The organism is Rhodococcus sp. KBS0724 (assembly GCF_005938745.2).
Classification (GTDB): domain Bacteria; phylum Actinomycetota; class Actinomycetes; order Mycobacteriales; family Mycobacteriaceae; genus Rhodococcus_F.
In genome coordinates this window covers 2,229,584-2,247,178 of record NZ_VCBX02000001.1, presented here as the reverse complement: position 1 = coordinate 2,247,178, position 17,595 = coordinate 2,229,584, and the positions used below count along the sequence as shown (strand labels likewise).

Annotated in this window: 16 protein-coding genes; 12 read left to right on the top strand and 4 right to left on the bottom strand. The window is 62.7% G+C overall.

All coding sequences use genetic code 11. The annotated features are described in order from the left end of the window. Window positions 1-2 precede the first annotated feature (2 nt). From FFI94_RS10300 to FFI94_RS10290, 3 genes are read right to left on the bottom strand one after another with little or no spacing between them, the layout of a single operon-like run. Window positions 3-1,466 (bottom strand): VWA domain-containing protein, encoded by a 1,464-nt coding sequence (locus tag FFI94_RS10300; RefSeq protein WP_138872862.1) that lies wholly within the window; start codon window positions 1,464-1,466, stop codon window positions 3-5. A 9-nt stretch (window positions 1,467-1,475) separates the two neighbouring features. Beyond that, a complete protein-coding gene (locus FFI94_RS10295) occupies window positions 1,476-2,357 on the bottom strand; it encodes a MoxR family ATPase (RefSeq protein ID WP_033232924.1) in 882 nt (293 codons plus the stop codon). Between the two features lie 41 nt (window positions 2,358-2,398). Continuing rightward, entirely contained in the window at window positions 2,399-3,664 is a 1,266-nt protein-coding gene (locus FFI94_RS10290; RefSeq protein WP_138872861.1) for a glutamate-5-semialdehyde dehydrogenase, read from the bottom strand. A gap of 115 nt (window positions 3,665-3,779) precedes the next feature. Between FFI94_RS10290 and FFI94_RS10285 the strand changes: the two genes are divergently transcribed. Next, window positions 3,780-4,913 carry an NADH:flavin oxidoreductase/NADH oxidase gene (locus FFI94_RS10285; RefSeq protein WP_138872860.1) on the top strand — a complete coding sequence of 378 codons (1,134 nt, stop codon included), beginning with the start codon at window positions 3,780-3,782 and terminating at the stop codon, window positions 4,911-4,913. Between the two features lie 18 nt (window positions 4,914-4,931). On the opposite strand, the gene FFI94_RS10280 is transcribed toward FFI94_RS10285, so the two are convergent. Then, window positions 4,932-5,654: a GntR family transcriptional regulator gene (locus FFI94_RS10280; protein ID WP_260683986.1), complete on the bottom strand. Its 723-nt coding sequence runs from the start codon at window positions 5,652-5,654 to the stop codon at window positions 4,932-4,934. Window positions 5,655-5,825: 171 nt separating this feature from the next. Here FFI94_RS10280 and FFI94_RS10275 point away from each other — a divergent pair, with 171 nt between their 5' ends. From FFI94_RS10275 to ectA, 11 genes are all read left to right on the top strand, one after another. Further along, entirely contained in the window at window positions 5,826-6,803 is a 978-nt protein-coding gene (locus FFI94_RS10275; protein WP_138872859.1) for a BMP family ABC transporter substrate-binding protein, read from the top strand. A 3-nt stretch (window positions 6,804-6,806) separates the two neighbouring features. Next, window positions 6,807-8,309: an ABC transporter ATP-binding protein gene (locus tag FFI94_RS10270; protein ID WP_138872858.1), complete on the top strand. Its 1,503-nt coding sequence runs from the start codon at window positions 6,807-6,809 to the stop codon at window positions 8,307-8,309. Beyond that, on the top strand, window positions 8,306-9,382 hold the full coding sequence (locus FFI94_RS10265) for an ABC transporter permease (RefSeq protein WP_260683984.1): 1,077 nt from the start codon (window positions 8,306-8,308) through the stop codon (window positions 9,380-9,382). The genes FFI94_RS10270 and FFI94_RS10265 overlap by 4 nt, the downstream gene beginning before the upstream one ends. Next, on the top strand, window positions 9,379-10,308 hold the full coding sequence (locus FFI94_RS10260; protein ID WP_138872857.1) for an ABC transporter permease: 930 nt from the start codon (window positions 9,379-9,381) through the stop codon (window positions 10,306-10,308). The genes FFI94_RS10265 and FFI94_RS10260 overlap by 4 nt, the downstream gene beginning before the upstream one ends. Window positions 10,309-10,317: 9 nt before the next feature. After that, window positions 10,318-11,295 carry an ornithine cyclodeaminase family protein gene (locus FFI94_RS10255; RefSeq protein WP_138872856.1) on the top strand — a complete coding sequence of 326 codons (978 nt, stop codon included), beginning with the start codon at window positions 10,318-10,320 and terminating at the stop codon, window positions 11,293-11,295. Continuing rightward, the gene (locus FFI94_RS10250) at window positions 11,292-11,726 is read left to right on the top strand and encodes a nucleoside deaminase (protein WP_138872855.1); all 435 of its coding nucleotides are present in this window, start codon (window positions 11,292-11,294) and stop codon (window positions 11,724-11,726) included. Before FFI94_RS10255 ends, FFI94_RS10250 begins: the two co-directional genes overlap by 4 nt. 257 nt (window positions 11,727-11,983) lie before the next feature. Then, complete coding sequence (locus tag FFI94_RS10245; RefSeq protein WP_138872853.1) at window positions 11,984-13,429, top strand: MFS transporter; 1,446 nt, start codon at window positions 11,984-11,986, stop codon at window positions 13,427-13,429. Next, the gene (locus tag FFI94_RS10240) at window positions 13,426-14,283 is read left to right on the top strand and encodes a ribokinase (RefSeq protein ID WP_138872852.1); all 858 of its coding nucleotides are present in this window, start codon (window positions 13,426-13,428) and stop codon (window positions 14,281-14,283) included. Before FFI94_RS10245 ends, FFI94_RS10240 begins: the two co-directional genes overlap by 4 nt. A 16-nt stretch (window positions 14,284-14,299) precedes the next feature. Next, window positions 14,300-14,776 (top strand): GyrI-like domain-containing protein, encoded by a 477-nt coding sequence (locus tag FFI94_RS10235; RefSeq protein WP_138872851.1) that lies wholly within the window; start codon window positions 14,300-14,302, stop codon window positions 14,774-14,776. A gap of 39 nt (window positions 14,777-14,815) precedes the next feature. After that, window positions 14,816-16,915: a DEAD/DEAH box helicase gene (locus FFI94_RS10230; protein WP_138872850.1), complete on the top strand. Its 2,100-nt coding sequence runs from the start codon at window positions 14,816-14,818 to the stop codon at window positions 16,913-16,915. Between the two features lie 140 nt (window positions 16,916-17,055). Continuing rightward, a complete protein-coding gene (gene ectA / locus FFI94_RS10225) occupies window positions 17,056-17,571 on the top strand; it encodes a diaminobutyrate acetyltransferase (protein ID WP_138872849.1) in 516 nt (171 codons plus the stop codon). Window positions 17,572-17,595: the final 24 nt, after the last annotated feature.

The following is a 17,595-nucleotide window of genomic DNA, read 5'->3' as shown; positions in this document are numbered from 1 at the left end:
TCTCACACCGGCAACAAACCGGACACCACGTCGGCCAGCTGCTGGGCGGAGCGGCACTCGTGCATGCTGATGACCTCGTTGTAGACCTTGGCGGCCGAATCGCCCGTCCCCCACTGACCCTTGGGCTCGGGGTTGAGCCAGTGTGCGTGCTTGGCCACGGCAACCATCTGCGCCAGTGATTGCAGGTTGGGGTCGCGGTAGTTGTTGCGACCGTCGCCCAGTACCAGCAGCGACGTGCGGCTGGTGATGCTCTGGGCGAACTTCTCCTGGAATACCCCGAATGCGTGGCCGTAGTCGGAGTGGCCGTCGTACGTGATCAGCTCAGCCTCACGAACCATCCGTGACATCGCGGATCCGAGATCGGCGTTCGAGTCGAAGTAACGGGTGACCTCGTCGGTGGTGTCGATGAACGCGAACACCCGGACGCGGGAGAACTGCTCTCGTAGAGCGTTGACCAACAGCAAGGTGAAGTGGCTGAACCCGGCAACCGATCCGGACACGTCGCACATGACAACAAGCTCGGGACGCGCACGCTTGGGTTTGCGTTGCACCAGATCGATCGGCACACCGCCGGTCGACATGGATTTGCGCAAGGTTCGACGCAAGTCGATGGAACCGGCCCGGCTGCGACTACGACGGACGGCAAGTCTGCTGGCGAGCAACCGGGCGAGAGGCGTCACGTTCTTCTTGAGCGTCGTGAGTTCCGCATCCGACGCGCGGAGGAAGTCGACTTCCTCGGCCAGTTTCGGAACACCGTAGGTGGCGACGCGTTCCTTGCCGAGATTTTCGGCGGTGCGCCGACGCGTTTCCTTCTCGACCATCTTGCGGAAGTCCGCGATGCGCTGGGCTGCTGTTCGCTTGGCAACCTCCGATTGATAGTCGGAGTTGTCCTTGCCCTCGATGCCGGCGCCCTGCTGATTTCCGAGCAGTCCTTCGAGGATCTTGTTGAGCAGTGTGTCCGGTGCGACGTCCCGCAAGGCCTGGTACGCGGAGAACGACGGCCCGTTGCTCGACTGGTACTGCCCGAGCTCTTCGACCATCGCAGCGGTGACAAGCTCGGTCAGCTCCATGGCCTCGTCGCTGCCGTCGGTCAGCAGTTCGGCGATCAACTCACGCAGTGCCTGCAGATCGATCGAGCCGTCGGCCTTGCGAGGCAACGAGACGTCGACGTCCCCGACGGCACGGTCACCGATCGCCTTGGGGAACCACAGATCGAAGACTGCGTCGAACGTCGCGCGGTGGGTCGGGCGACGCAGGAGCGAGCACGCCAGTCCGGCGCGAAGTGCCTCCCGATCGAGCAGATCGAGAACCGACATGACCTGGCCGGCGTCGACGGTCTCGGAGGGGCCGACCATGATGCCGCGTCGGCGAAGCGCCTCGACAAAATCGACGAGATGACCGGGCAGACCGTACGGCGCCGCCAAGCCGCCTGGCTTGATCGGTGACGTCGAACCTCCGAGTGCCATGACCAGACCTCAGTTCAGCCGAAGTTCGGCGGTTGCCCGCACCTGGTCGGACTGGTGCTTGAGGATGACGCCGAGTGTTGCGCGGACGGCGTCGTCGTCGAGGGTGTCCATGCCCAGCGCGAGGAGGGTGCGTCCCCAGTCGATGGTCTCGGACACCGAGGGAACCTTCTTGAGCTGCATGCCGCGCAGCACACGGATGGTGTTGACCAGCTGCTCGGCGATGGCTTCGGGCAGTTCGGGGACGCGACTGGCAAGGATGCGACGTTCGAGATCTGCATCGGGGAAATCGAGATGCAGGAACAGGCAACGACGCTTGAGTGCCTCGGACAGCTCACGGGTGGCGTTGGACGTCAGCACCGTGAACGGCTTCCGTGTTGCGGTGATGGTTCCGAGTTCCGGGATGGTGACCGCGAAGTCGCTGAGAACTTCGAGGAGCAGTCCCTCGATCTCGACGTCGGCTTTGTCGGTCTCGTCGATCAGCAGCACTGTCGGGTCCTCGCGGCGAATGGCCTTGAGCAGTGGACGAGCGAGCAGGAACTCCTCGGAGAACACGTCCGCCTTCGTCGAATCCCAGCTGTGGTCCGAGCCCGACTGAATCCGCAGGATCTGCTTCGCGTGGTTCCACTCGTAGAGCGCACGAGCCTCGTCGACACCCTCGTAGCACTGCAGGCGCACCAACTCGGCACCTGTCGTCTGGGCTACCGCGCGCGCCAACTCCGTCTTACCGACGCCCGCCGGTCCTTCGATGAGCAGGGGCTTACCGAGTCGGTCGGCGAGGAACACTGCCGTTGCAGTGCCCTTGTCGGACAGGTAACCCGTTTCAGCCAAACGCTCGATCACGTCGTCGACGCTCGAGAAGAACGGTGTTGTATCGGGAAGAGCTCGGTCCACGGTTAACTCCTAAAAGGGTGGGGCAAGTCTGGGTGAACTTTTCAGGCGGGTCGGGTGTGTCCGTCGCCCCAGACGATCCACTTGGTGGACGTCAGTTCCGGCAACCCCATGGGGCCGCGTGCGTGAAGTTTTTGCGTCGAGATACCGATCTCGGCTCCGAATCCGAACTGCTCACCGTCGGTGAAGGCCGTGGATGCATTGACCATGACGGCTGCTGCGTCGACGCGAGCGGTGAACTCGCGGGCTGCCGAGAGATCCGACGTCACGATTGCCTCGGTGTGGCCGGTGCCGTACGTGTCGATGTGCTCGACTGCCTCGTCCAAGTCCTTGACGACTTTGAGGGCGACGTCGAGCGTGAGGTACTCCTTCGACCAATCGTCCTCGGTGGCCGGAACGAGTTCGGGCAGATCTCCGTGAACTACGACGTCGTGCATCTGCAGCGCCTGCAGCAGCTTCGGCACTGCCGTGTCCGCGATCGCAGCGTCGACCAGAATCGTCTCGGCGGTGTTGCACACGCTGGGCCGACGGGTCTTGGAGTTGAGCACGATCTTCTCGGCCATCAGCAGATCGGCAGCGGAGTGCACGTAGACGTGGCAGTTTCCGACGCCGGTCTCGATAGTCGGAACCGTGGCGTCACGAACGACGGCACTGATCAGGCCGGCGCCGCCGCGCGGGATGACAACGTCCACGAGACCGCGAGCCTGAATCAGGTGCGTCACGGTTGCCCGGTCGGCGCTCGGCAGAAGTTGAACGGCGTCTTCGGGGAGTTCCTGCGCAGCCAACGACGCGCGAAGAGCAACCACCAGAGCTTCGTTGGATTTGACTGCCGACGACGAACCGCGAAGCAGTGCAGCATTTCCCGACTTCAGGGTCAGACCGAACGCGTCCACCGTGACGTTGGGGCGAGCCTCGTACACCATGCCGACAACACCGAGCGGGACGCGCTGCTGACGCAGTTCCAGGCCGTTGGGCAGTGTGGATCCGCGGAGAACTTCACCGATGGGGTCGGGTAATCCGGCAACCTGGCGCAGGCCCGACGCGATGCCTTCGATCCGATCGGCTGTCAGACGCAAACGGTCGAGCAGCGATTCCTCGGTACCCGCAGCCTTCGCCGTGTCGATGTCGACGGCATTTGCCGCGAGGATCTGATCACTGGCGGCAAGAACTGCGTCGGCCGCGGCGTGGAGCGCTTGGTCCTTCTGTGCTGTTGTCAGCAACGCCAGGACACGCGAAGCCTTGCGTGCCCGGCGGGCAGCCTCGTGCACGACGTCGCGAGTGTCCGAGCCGGTGGAAGTTACAGCAGTCATGAATACACATTAGCCATTGACTCCGACGCGTTCCTTTCGGGAATGATTCGGACTGGTGCCGCTGTTGCACGGGATCAACCGACTTTCCGTTCTTCCTCGAATCAGGAGTTACTTCGTGAGCGTGCTGTTCGAACCTCTCACCCTCCGCGGCGTCACCTTTCCCAACCGCGTGTGGATGGCGCCCATGTGCCAGTACTCCGCTGATGTCATCGGAGATCAGGTAGGTGTGCCCAACGACTGGCATCGAACGCATCTGGCGAGCCGCGCAATCGGTGGTGTCGGGTTGATTCTCACCGAGGCGACCGCTGTGAGCCCGGAGGGACGAATCAGCCCGGCCGATCTCGGTATCTGGAACGAGCGGCAGGCTCGCGCGTTTGCGGAGATCAACGCGCAGCTCGCGTACTTCGGTGCCGTGCCCGGAATTCAGCTGGCGCATGCCGGCCGGAAGGCGTCGACGAAGGTTCCGTGGCGTGGCGGCAGATCCCTCGACGCAGACGACCGTCTGTCGTGGAACACCGTCGCCCCCAGCGCGGTGGCATTCGGCGATTACACCCCGCCGACGGAACTGACAACGGATGCGATTGCCGGCATTGTCGCCGACTTCGCGGCGGCAGCCACCCGCGCTCTCCAAGCGGAGTTCAAGGTCGTCGAAATTCACGCGGCACACGGATACCTGATCCACCAGTTCCTCTCGCCACTCAGCAACAAGCGAACAGATCACTACGGCGGTAGCTTCGAGAACCGCATCCGTTTCCTCCTCGAAATCCTCACGGCTGTTCGAGAAGTGTGGCCGGCCGAGCTGCCGCTGTTCGTGCGTGTGTCTGCCACCGATTGGGTGGAGCGACGCGACGGGGAATTTCACGAGCTGAGCGAGGAACGTGGGCTCGAGGTTGACAGTTGGACCGCGGATCAGACTGTGGCGCTTGCCAACATCCTCACCGACTACGGCGTAGACCTTGTCGACGTCTCCACTGGCGGCAACTCACCGGGAGCGCAGATCCCGGTCGGGCCCGGCTACCAGGTTCCCTTCGCCCGCCGCATCCAGAACGAATCCCTGGTTCCCGCGGCGGCAGTCGGACTGATCACCGAACCCGAGCAGGCCGAGGAGATCATCGAGGACGGCAGTGCGGTGGCCGTGCTGCTGGGACGCGAACTCCTCCGGGATCCGTACTGGGCGCGCCGCGCCGCTCGCGAGTTGAATGCCGAGGTAGGGCCGCGGGTTCCGTCGCAGTACGCCCGCGCCTACTGACGACAGGCCGCCGGCGCCTCAGCTTCGGAGGCGCCCGCGGCGTCGAGTCTTGGTCGCTTCGACGGGATCGATGCTGCTGCCTGCCCAGATCGACGCCAGGTGCAAGCTCATTTCCCGGCCGGAATGGACATGTGAAAATGCGGATGCGGCAGCGCGATCCGGATCGCGGTCGGCTATCGCCGAATAGAGGTGTTCGTGTTCGGCGCACTGCTGCCCGGGGTCGCGGTCCTTGGTGAGATGAAACAGCCACTGGACACGCGCTTCGAGTGGCCGGAGCAGCGACTCGAGCAGCGGGTTCGCCGACATCTCGACAATCATCGAGTGGAACCGCGCGTTTGCCGCGGCTATGGCCGGCTTGTCGTTCAAAGCGGTTGCCGCCCGCGCAGTTTCGAGCTGGGCGGCAAGCGCTTTCAGGGAATCCTCGTCGACGCGTTCGGCGGCCAGCCTCGCCGCGAGCACTTCGAGACTCTCGCGGACATCGAAGAGATCCCGCACGTCGTCGACGGTGAACGGAGCGACGATCGCGCCCTGCCTCGGCACCAGAACAACCAGTCCGTCCTGCTGTAGCAGCGAGAGTGCCTCGCGCAGCGGGATGCGGGAAACATTCAATTCTGCAGCCAGATCACGTTCGACCAATCGGGTCCCCGGGGCCAGCGCCAAATTGACAATGCGGTCACGAATCTCATCGTAGGCGATGTCTCGCAATGACTTTCGAGTATCCACCGGAACCTCTGTCGACACGGGCACTCCTTCGATCTTCTCCTGCACTCGAGTTGAGCGTAGCGGTGCGCGATTCCCGCAAGCGCGGTGTGCAGTCCCTTACGTATCGGTAACACCGACGAAATAACGGTCCCGCATTCTTCTACTTAACGGTATACCGCTAATTGCACGCATGGACCTCAGGAGACCCGCATGAAAATTCCTCTCGCACTCGTAGCGCTCGCAGCCACCGCCTTGACTGTTACTTCCTGCAGTTCTACCGACGCGGAATCAGCGGGAGACGCACTCTCCGTGGGCGTCTTCTTTCCCGGTTCGATCTCGGACACGGGCTTCATGGAGTCCGGCTTCCTCGGCTACCAGCGAATGATCGAGACGTACGGCGACCGGATCGACGCCAGTTACGTCGAGCAAGTCGCCGCAGCGGACTACCAGCAGGCCCTTCAGCGATTCGCGTCGACAAACGACCTGGTCATCTCCGTCGGCGGGCAAACCGACGCCGACGTGCGAAAGATCGCCGCACAATTCCCAGACGTCAAGTTCGTGGAAATCGGCGGCCCTGCCGACGCGGTTCCGCTCGACAACCTGGCATACTACGACCCCCAGCAAGCCGAAGCCGAATTCCTTTCCGGCGCAGTTGCTGCGAGCGTGTCCAAGACCGGCGTAGTCGGATTTGTCGGCGGCGTCGAACTCCCCGCAATTGTCAACGCAGCATCGGCATTCCAATCCGGAGCCACCCTGACGCGCCCTGATATTCGAGTCCTGAGCCCACAATATGTCGGCGACTTCAACGACCCTGCCAAGGCCAAGCAAGCCGCCGGGGCCGAATTTGCCGGTGGCGCTGACGTTCTCGGACAGATCGTCAACCTCGGCAAGCAGGGTTTGCAGCAGGCAGCACGCGAAGCCGGCGCAACGATGAGCGGCGGACCTATTCCCGGCGACTGCAGTGATCCCACCTATGTCGGCTATGTCCGCACCGATATCGGAACCGAAATCGAATACGCGGTGTCCTCGACACTCGACGGAACGTGGGCCGCCGAACAGGTTCCCTTCGGGCTCAGATCCGACAAGGGCGGTACCGACTACCTGCTGTGCAGCAACGATCCGGCAGCCGCCGCGGCGTTGACACAGGCCAAGGCCACTGTGGTTGACGGCACCGCGAAGTTGTACTGATCAATGGCCACATTGACACTGAACGGCATCGGCAAGCGGTTCGGATCGGTATCCGCGTTGGCCGATGTCACCATGACCGTCGCGCCGGGTTCGGTGCACTGCATTCTCGGCGAGAACGGTGCGGGAAAGTCCACACTCTGCAACATCGTCTTCGGCTCGACCTCACCGTCGTCAGGCACGATGACACTCGACGGCCAGGCCTATGCGCCGGATTCGCCCGCCGACGCCATCGCTGCGGGAATCGCGATGGTCCATCAACACTTTTCGCTGATTCCGACCATGACCGTCCGGGAGAATCTCATACTCGGCGCCAGGGGTTTTCGGCTTCCCGTCGATGCACTGACCGCCAAGCTCGACGTCATCTCGCAGCAGTACGGACTGACAGTCGATCTCGACGCGCTGACGTCCGACCTGCCCGTCGGATCCCGCCAGAAAGTCGAAATTGTCAAGGCTCTCCTACGCGATCCCGAATTGGTGCTACTCGACGAACCGACTGCCGTCCTCGACCCCGGTGAGATCGACACCCTGATCGGAACCTGTCACGCACTGGCCGCTGCCGGTAAATCCGTCGTGCTCATCACACACAAACTCGGTGAGGTCGCCCGTGCAGCCGACGCGGCGACGGTACTGCGCGGCGGAAAAGTCAGTGGCGGTGGACTTCTCGCCGAGAGATCGATTTCCGAACTTCTCACCGACATGGTGGGTTCGGCAGCGCCACTCTCCCATGCCCGTGTTGTCAGGCGCCCCGCTTCCTCCGAACCCGGGCTCGTTCTCGAGAACATCTCGTTCACGCGCCCGGATCGAAGCGAAGCGCTGACCGGTGTCGATCTGACCGTCTACCGCGGTGAGATCGTCGGCATCGCGGGCGTCGAAGGTAACGGCCAGAGCGAGCTGGCTTCGATCCTCTCCGGCGCAATCAGGGCAGAGACCGGGAAAACCATTCTCGGCGCTGTGGACATCACCGGCTTCGACCCCGCAGCACGAACCGGGGTCGGTCTCGGAGTGGTCCCCGAAGATCGTCACGCTGAGGGGATCGTCTCCGCACTGACCGTCACCGACAACCTGCTTCTCGGCCGATTGAAGGATTACACACGTTTCGGACTGCTCGACCGCGCCAGGATGCGTGCTCGTACGGCGAGCGCGATCGCCGAATACTCCATCCACACCGATGGCCCCGACGCTCCGATGCACTCGTTGTCCGGGGGTAATCAGCAGAAAGTTGTACTCGCCCGGGAACTCTCGATCGACGGGCTCGCAGCGGTCGTGGCAGCGCAACCGACCCGTGGCCTCGATATCGGTGCAGTTGGCTTTGTACTCGAGCGACTCCGCCGGGTCGCCGACGCCGGGGCTGCCGTACTGGTCATCTCCAGTGAATTGGACGAACTGATGGCCGTGTGCGACAGGATCCTCGTCGCCTACCGCGGGCAGTTGCTCGGCCCGATAGACGCGAATTCCGATACCGCACAGGACAAGATCTCCGAACTGATGATGGGAGTGGCAGCGTGAGACGACACCCAGTGGTCATCGGATCAGCCGCGCTCGCGATTGCCGCGCTGGTCGGTCTCCTGCTGGCCGCAGCCGCCGGTGCTGGCCCGGCCGAAGCCACCGAAGCGCTCATGGACGGCATGTTCGGAACACCCTTTGCCGTCGGCACCTCCCTGAACAACGCGGCGCTGCTCATGCTCATCGCTGCGGGCTTCACCATCGCCTACCGCGCGGGCTTGGTCAACGTCGGTGGAGAAGGCCAGATGGCACTGGGAGGCATCTGTGCGACAGCGGTCGGTGTCTCGCTCCCGGAGGAGCTTCCCGCGGGGGTAGGAATCGTCGCTGTTCTGACGGCTGCTGCCGTCGGCGGCGCCTTCTGGGCGTCGATCGCCGCGTATCTGAAGGTTCGACGCGGTACGAGCGAGATCATCACGACTCTCCTACTCAACTTCGTCGGTCTTGCAGCCGTCGTACTCGTTGTTCACGAACCGGCGCTGTTGCGCCAGCCTGTCACGTCGTCGGAAACTCTCCCGCAGTCCGAGCAACTGAGAGAATCCGGCCAACTCGCACTACTCGGCTTGCACAAGTCACCCGCAACCATTGCGCTCCTCATTGCTCTCGTCGCAGTCATCGCGGTCGGAGTTCTACTTCAGCGAAGTGCTGTCGGGCTGAAACTGAAGTCGGTCGGCCTGTCACAGCACGCTTCGCACCGACTCGGAATTCCCGTCGATCGAACCCGATTCCTGAGTCTGACTGTCGCCGGGGCCTTTTCCGGAGTCGCCGGGGGCATGATCGTCGCCACCGCACCGTTCATTCTGGCCGAAGGCTTCTCGTCGGGATTGGGGTTCACCGGACTTGTTGTCGGTTTGCTCGCGCGTGGGTCCATGACGGCGGTCGCCGTCGTCTCACTTCTTCTCGGATTCCTCGTCTCCGGCGGTATCAATCTCCAATTGGCAGTGGGGGTTCCCGCGGCAACGGTGTCGGTGATCGAATCCGTTCTCATCATTCTCATTGCCGGCAGCGCACTGTGGACCACGACGTCGGCCGTGCGCCCGAGAAAGCCCGCACCGAGCAAGGAAGGTGTATCGGTATGAGTACTGCAGTGATCACCGGAATCATCTCCAGCGGAGTCAGCTTCGCCATTCCCCTGCTGGTTGCGGCAAGTGGCGAATCGATCAGTGAACGCGCCGGGGTGCTCAATCTGAGTATGGAGGGAATGATGCTCACCGGGGCCTTCGCGAGCGTTCTCGCGACGGTTACCACCGGTTCTCCCGTCTTGGGCGTCGTGGCCGGTGTCATCGCGGCAACCGTCTTCGGTATCGCGCAGGCACATCTGAGCATTCGCCTGCGCGCAGATCAGATCGTCATCGGCGTCGCCGGGAATGCTCTTGCGCTGGGTCTGACCACCTTCGGATCCCGAGTTCTCCTGTCCGACGGCAAAGGGCAGTCGATCGACGGATTCCACGCCGTGGATATCCCTGTGCTCAGCGATATACCTCTTGTGGGGCCGGCGTTGTTCGGTCAGACACTTCTCGGATACCTCTGCATAGCACTCGTCATCGGGATGGCAGTTCTGTTCTCGAAGCGGACGCTGCCAGGTCTCACCGTCGACGCCGTCGGCGAGGATGCACTCTCGGCGGAGTGGACCGGACTACCGGTGCGACGTGTTCGGTACCTGTGCGTCCTTCTTGCCGCTGCCGCGGGCGGTTTGGCCGGCTCGCAACTTGCACTCTCGGAAGTGCATTCGTTCAGCGACAACATGACGGGCGGCCTCGGTTACCTCGCAGTGGTGGCCGTCATCGCAGGGGGCTGGCGGATTCTCGGCATCGTCTATGCCTGCATGTTCTTCGGGTTCGCGCAAGCACTGCAATTCGCATTACCTGCTCTCGGCATCGACATTCCCTACGCACTGCTGGTCATGCTGCCGTACGTCATCGCGATCGTGGCGATCAGCGGATTCATCGGCGGTCGTAGCGCACCGTCCTGCCTGACCATTCCCTACACCGGCAACAGCCGATAAGGACCCTTCATGACATTGATTCTCAACCACTCCGACATCACGAGGCTGATCGACCGCAGCAAGATCTACGCCGCAGTCGAACGCGCTCACGCCGACCTTGCTCGCGGTGCGGCAGTCAATCCACAACCGATAGCGATGCCGTTGCCCCACGGTGGAAACGCAATTCCGATGACGGCGTCAACGGCGCAGTCGAGTTCGGTCAAACTTCTCTCGGACATGCCCGCCAATGCCGCTCGCGCACTGCCGACGCAGCGCTCGACGATCATTCTCACCTGCGCCGAAACCGGAGAATGCGAAGCGGTACTCGACGGGCGAGCCATCACCGCGATCCGTACTGCCGCAGCCAGTGCTGTTGCCACGGAATATCTTTCCAGGAAATCGAGCACTGTTCTCGGTGTTGTCGGGGCAGGCACCCTGGCGGTGGAACACACTCGCGCAATTGCACGCATTCGCGGAATCGACAAGGTACTCGTCTGGTCTCGCTCCACGTCCACAATCCAAACATTCGAGGAACGTATCGCCGATCTGAACCTCGCCGTCGAGCGAGCTGAATCCCCCAGGGCCGTCACGTCGGCTGTCGATATTCTGTGCACGCTGACGCCGTCACATTCTCCGATCGTATCGGGCGATTGGTTCCACCCGGGCCTGCACGTCAATGCCGTCGGCGCTCCACCGCGAGGAGATTGGCGCGAAATCGACTCCAACGGAATGCGAGTCGCATCACTGTTCGTCGACGCCACATCGACGACACTCGCCAAGTCGGGAGATGCTCTGCTCGCCATCGCCGACGGCGCCATCACGCCCGATGACCTCCGCACCGAAATCGGACACGTCATTGCCGGACAGAAACCGGGACGCACATCCAGTGACCAGATCACATTGTTCAACTCAGTCGGAATCGGCCTTCAGGATCTTGTCACAGCGAGAGTCTTGCTCTCCGTTGCGCGTGCAGCAGGAGTGGGAACAGAACTGGATTTGACGGCATGAACACTATCCACCTCCGCCGTGCAATCGCACTCGCGGCCGAAGCCTCGGACGCCGGCAATCGGCCATTCGGCGCCGTACTAATCGACGAGACCGGGTTCGTCATCGCCGAAGGTCGCAACGAGGTGACGTCCTCCGGTGACCCGACAGCTCACGCAGAATTGGTCGCGATCCGCGGCGCCGCAGACAATTCCACCACGAACGCAACAATGTATGCGAGCGGTGAGCCCTGTCCGATGTGCAGCGCGGCAATGGTGTGGGCGGGCATCACCCAGATCGTTTTTGCCGCCTCGGAAATCGAGTTCTCGAAGATTCTCGACGGTGGCCCGCGATTCCAGCTTGGATGTGCAGAGATCGTCGCTTCCGCGAATGTCGAAATCTCTGTTACCGGTCCGGTGCTCGAAGCAGAGTCCCTCGCTGTCATGCAGAGATAGGACTCACTACCGGTGCGCGGAAGTCGGTATTTCCGCGTTCCTTTGATAGCGTAGGTGTCTTACTTGCCGGACGTCCGGAGCCCGCCAGGGCTTCGGACACTGCCGTGAGCCAGAGCCGTGCGACGGGGGTCGCATCGAGCCACAGGGCCGCGGACGTCACGTTCCCATCCGGCTCATCGGCGAGTGGGCAAGACAAAGATGCGTGCATCAGGTACGTGCCCCGCTCGGTTCGATGATTGCGCTGGGGAGCGCATGTCATGACAACACCAGAGAACTCGATCAGCGCTCTCGAAGTGGCCGAATCACCTGATGTCACCGTCACCGACGATGCCTCGGTGAAACGGGCCGTGAAGGCGACCATGCTCGGAAATGCCATGGAGTGGTTCGATTTCGGCGTCTACGCCTATCTGGCCACCACGATCGGCAAGGTGTTCTTTCCGGAGGCCAGTGGCAGCGCGCAATTGCTGTCGACCTTCGCGATCTTTGCCGCGGCCTTCATCGTCCGGCCGCTGGGTGGCCTGTTCTTCGGCCCACTCGGTGACCGCATCGGTCGCAAGAAAGTCCTGGCCACCACGATCATTCTGATGGCCGGCAGCACCTTTGCCATCGGTCTCGTACCGAGTTACGAGTCCATCGGTATGGCGGCGCCGATACTGCTCGTCCTCCTTCGGCTCCTGCAGGGGTTCTCCACGGGCGGCGAATACGGCGGTGCCAGTACGTTTGTCGCCGAGTACGCACCGGACAAGCGTCGTGGCTTCTTCGCCAGCTTCCTCGAATTCGGCACTCTGGCCGGCTATGTCGCGGCCGCCGGTATCGTGACGATCATCCAGACCGTGGTCAGTCCGGAAGAGCTGCTCCAATGGGGCTGGCGCATACCATTTCTCATTGCCGGGCCACTCGGCCTGATCGGTCTCTACCTGCGCCTTCGACTGGAAGAGACACCCGCATTCCAACAGATGGAACAGGCCGAAGAACGTTCTCTCGCCGACGAATCCACGGGAACAAAACTGCGCGAAACGCTGGTCGACAACTGGCGGCCACTCGTTCTGTGCATCGTTCTCGTCGCAACGTACAACATCGCTCACTACGGCCTGCTCAGCTACATGCCGACCTACCTGACCAATACGCTCGGCTACGACGAATCCCACGGTCTGGTTCTCATGATCGTTGTCATGCTCGTGATGATGGTCGGCATCAGCTACGTCGGCAAGCTCTCCGATCGGGTAGGTCGTAAGCCGTTGCTGCTCAGCGGCTTCATCGGTTTTTTCGTATTGTCTCTACCGGCGTACCTGCTGATCGGCGTGGGCAACTACGTCACCGTCTTCCTCGGACTCGCCATCCTCGGCGGACTACTACTCCTGTTCGTCGGAGTGTTTCCCTCGGTGCTTCCTGCCCTGTTCCCGACCGGAATCCGGTACGGCGGCCTCGCAATCGGATACAACCTCGCCGTAGCGATCTTCGGCGGTACCACTCCCCTGGTACTCACGGCTCTCGAGAGTTCGACCGGCAGCAATCTTGTCGCCCCGATGTACATGATGATCGCGGCAGTCGTCGGCGGCATTGCCGTGTTGCTGATTCCGGAGACGGCACGCAAGCCACTCGATGGCTCGCCTCCGGCGGTGTCCACCAACGAGGAGGCACGGCGGATCATCCGCAGGGTTCGACGCAAGAAAGTTGCCGCCGCCGATAACCTGGAGGTATGAGCAAGCCCCGCATCGTTGTCGTCGGCAGCATCAACATGGACCTGACCACCTCGGTCCCCCGATTTCCCGAACCCGGCGAAACCCTGCTGGGCACTGCCTTTGCCACCGCTGCGGGCGGCAAAGGCAGTAATCAGGCGATAGCGGCCGCAAAGGCGGGCGGCGACGTCACGTTCATCGGCGCGGTCGGCGACGACGGCTTCGGCACGCAATTGCGCAGCACCCTCACCGAGGCCGGGGTGGATGCGTCACTCCTGCGTAGCGTGAACGGTGCCAGCGGAATTGCGGCCATTACCGTCGACTCCGCTGCGGAAAACAGCATCATCGTTGTTGCGGGCGCCAACGAATCCGTCACCGAGTTGACCGAAGACGACCTCGATGCCATTGCCAGGGCGGACATCCTGCTGTGCCAACTCGAAATACCGCTGGCCACCGTCGTCGCCGCGGTGCGCCACGCCCGAGACAACGCCACCACGGTCATTCTCAATCCCTCACCGGTACAAGATCTTCCGGAAAACTTGATCAACGCCGTCGACATCCTGATCGTGAACCGTACCGAATCGGAGCAGCTCGGCCCGGTCACCGACCGGGTCGCGCACCTCGTGACGACACTCGGCTCGGGTGGTGCCGACCTGCGAGATCACGAGACCACTGCTCACGCGGACTCCCCGACCGTGACGCCCGTCGACACAACCGGCGCGGGCGACGCCTTCACCGGTGCCTTCGCGGTGGAATGGGTACTCGACCGACGCCGTGCCTTGCACTTTGCCGCCGTTGCGGGCGCCCTCGCGACTACAGTGCACGGTGCTGCTGCGTCATCGCCCACCCGATCTTCCATCGAGCGCCACCTCCAGTGAGAAGGATGAGGGAAAAATGACCGACTACGAAGTTGTCGTGAAGTCCGTGCCTGCTGTCCGGGTCGCCGAGTTGACCGGCACCGCCACGTCCATGGACCCGTCGTCGATCGGCCCGGTAGTCCGGGGACTCTACGACCGACTCGGCGCCGAACTCGAACGCGCCGGTCTGGTTCCGACGGGCCCCGCGATTGCGTACTACGACGATGCGGGCGACGACAAGAACACCGTCGTCCATGCCGCTTTGCCGGTGGAGACGGACCTCAGTGACGAATACGACTTCACCGTGACCGATCTCCCAGCCGAACACCGGATGGCGACGCTTCTGCACACGGGGTCGATGGACAACTGCCTACCCGCCTACCAGGCACTTGCCCAGTGGATCGAGCAGGGTGGATACCGCGCTGCGGGGCCGAGCCGCGAGGTGACCTTGGTGTTCACGGATGACGTCGACGGTTGGGTGACCGAACTTCAGCAGCCGATCGCGAAGGCCTGAAACACCCGCCTGTCGGTGCCGTCCTGCACCATGGAGGACATGACCGCCACCACTGCACCCGTACTGCGCGACGAAGCCGAGCGTCTGCTCCGTGAACTTGCCGGGCCAGACGCCAGCCTGCGTGAGGACCAGTGGACGGCTATCGAGGCTCTGGTGGTGCAGCGCAAGCGTGCGCTGGTCGTGCAGCGCACCGGGTGGGGCAAGTCTGCGGTCTACTTCATCTCGGCGAAGTTGCTCCGCGCGTCCGGTCACGGTCCGACGGTTATCGTCTCCCCGCTGTTGGCCCTCATGCGCAACCAGGTTGCCTCAGCCGAGCGAGCGGGGGTGCGAGCCGCCACCATCAATTCCGGCAACGTCACCGAGTGGGACGACATCCACGCCCGAGTGGCGGCCAACGATCTCGACGTTCTGTTGGTCAGCCCCGAGCGTCTCAACAACCCCGACTTCCGGGACCAGGTGCTGCCGTCACTGGCGGCCGATGCCGGCCTCGTTGTGGTGGACGAGGCGCACTGCGTGTCCGACTGGGGTCACGACTTCCGTCCGGATTACCGACGCATACGCACCTTGATCGCCGAACTCGGCGACGGTATTCCCGTCCTCGCGACCACGGCTACTGCTAACGACCGCGTGGTGGCCGACGTCTCGGCACAACTCGGGGTGGGCGGCGAGGAAACACTGATTCTGCGCGGCGGGCTGGAGCGAGAATCGCTGCACCTTTCCGTCGTACACATTCCCGAGGCGACGGCACGTGCAGCCTGGCTCGCGCAGATGCTCGACACCTTGCCGGGTTCCGGCATCATCTACACCCTCACCGTCTCAGCTGCTCGCGATCTGGCGAGCCTGCTGTCCGAGCGCGGGCATACCGTCGCCGCCTACACCGGCCAGACCGACCCCACCGAGCGCGAATCCCTGGAACAGGACTTGCTGGGTAACCGCGTCAAAGCCCTGGTTGCAACGTCGGCTCTCGGAATGGGTTTCGACAAGCCCGATCTCGGGTTCGTGATCCATCTCGGCGCACCGTCGTCGCCGATCTCGTACTACCAGCAAGTCGGCCGCGCCGGCCGTTCCACCGATCGCGCCGACGTCATCCTGCTTCCCGGCGCCGAAGACAAGCAGATCTGGAGCTACTTCGCGTCGGTTGCCTTCCCTCGCGAGCACCTGGTACGCAGCGTGATCGAGCACCTGGACACCGAAAAGGCCACATCGACACCGGCATTGGAACCCCTGGTCGAGCTGAATCGCACGCGCCTGGAGATGGTGCTCAAAGTGCTCGACGTCGACGGCGCCGTCAAACGCGTCAAGGGCGGCTGGATCAGCACAGGCGAACCGTGGGTCTACGACGCCGAACGCTACGGCCGTCTCGACGAAGCCCGCCAGGCCGAGCAGGCCGCTATGGTCGAGTACCAGAGCATCACCACCTGTCGAATGACTTTTCTCCGTGAACAACTCGATGATCCCGGACTCACTCCGGATAACTCGCAGTGCGGACGCTGCGACAACTGCACCGGTCAGCGTTACGACACTACCGTTGACAGCGCAGCGCTCGACCAGACTCGGGAGCGCCTGCAGCGGCCCGGTTTCGACCTCGAACCTCGCAAGATGTGGCCGACCGGACTGAGCAAGCTGGGAGTCAACCTTTCGGGAAAGATCAAGGAAGGCGCCGAATCCGGACGCATCCTCGGTCGCCTGTCGGATCTGGGCTGGGGCCAGCGCCTCCGCGCGCTGCTCGACGGCCCCGATGCCGAAGTGCCGGACGCCGTGGTCAGCGCCTGCATCAGTGTGCTGGCGGCCTGGGATTGGGCCGAGCGACCAACTGGCGTGATGGCACTCGAATCCACCACTCACCCACTGCTTGTCAGCAGCCTCGCCGCAAAGTTGGCTCAAGTGGGGCGACTCACAGATCTGGGAGTGCTGCATCTACGTCCCGAGCACCCGCCTGTCTCGGCGGCAAACTCCGCCTATCGCGTGTCCGGATTGGTCGACGCCTGGGATGTCCCGGATATGAGTGCACACAGTGGCCCGATACTCCTGGTCGACGCAATTGCCGATACCGGTTGGACTTTCACGATGGCTGCCCGCGCATTGCGTCAAGCCGGTGCACATTCGATACTGCCGCTGGCGCTCGCAAGCCCCAAATAGTCGCTCGGGCAACACCAAAAGTTACATAATGTGAGGACCGTCACATCTATGGCCTCACCTGGGCCGTACCCGCTTCTACACGGCCCTAAACGGACATCTGCATGACTTCTGTGTCGATGCTTGTTAGGTTCAGATGACCGATGAAGCCAGTTGATACGAGAGCTATCCCGACCACCGCGCCGGACGCGGTGTTGTTACGAAGCCCACAGATCGATGACGGAGTCCGGCTCTGGCAGATCGCACGCGATTCAAGTGTGCTCGACCTTAATTCGAGTTATGCATACCTGTTGTGGTGCAGGGATTTCAGTGCAACGTCCATCGTTGCGGAAGTAGACGGACGTGTGGTCGGATTCGTTTCCGGCTACACCCGCCCCAGCGAGCAGGAAACCCTGTTCGTATGGCAGGTGGCCGTCGACGAAGACCAGCGCGGCAAGGCAATTGCCGGCCGCATGCTGAGTTCATTGATGGATCGCACTGCACCACTGGGTGTTACGCACCTGGAGACGACGATCAGCCCCGACAACGAGGCTTCGATCGCACTCTTCACTGCGCTTGCCCGACGGCGCGATGTGCCGATCAGTAGGCAGAGCCTGTTCTCGCCCAACAACTTTCCCGATGGACACGAAGCCGAAGATCTCTACCGAATCGGCAACTAGCGCGCTTCCGCGCTGGTATACAAC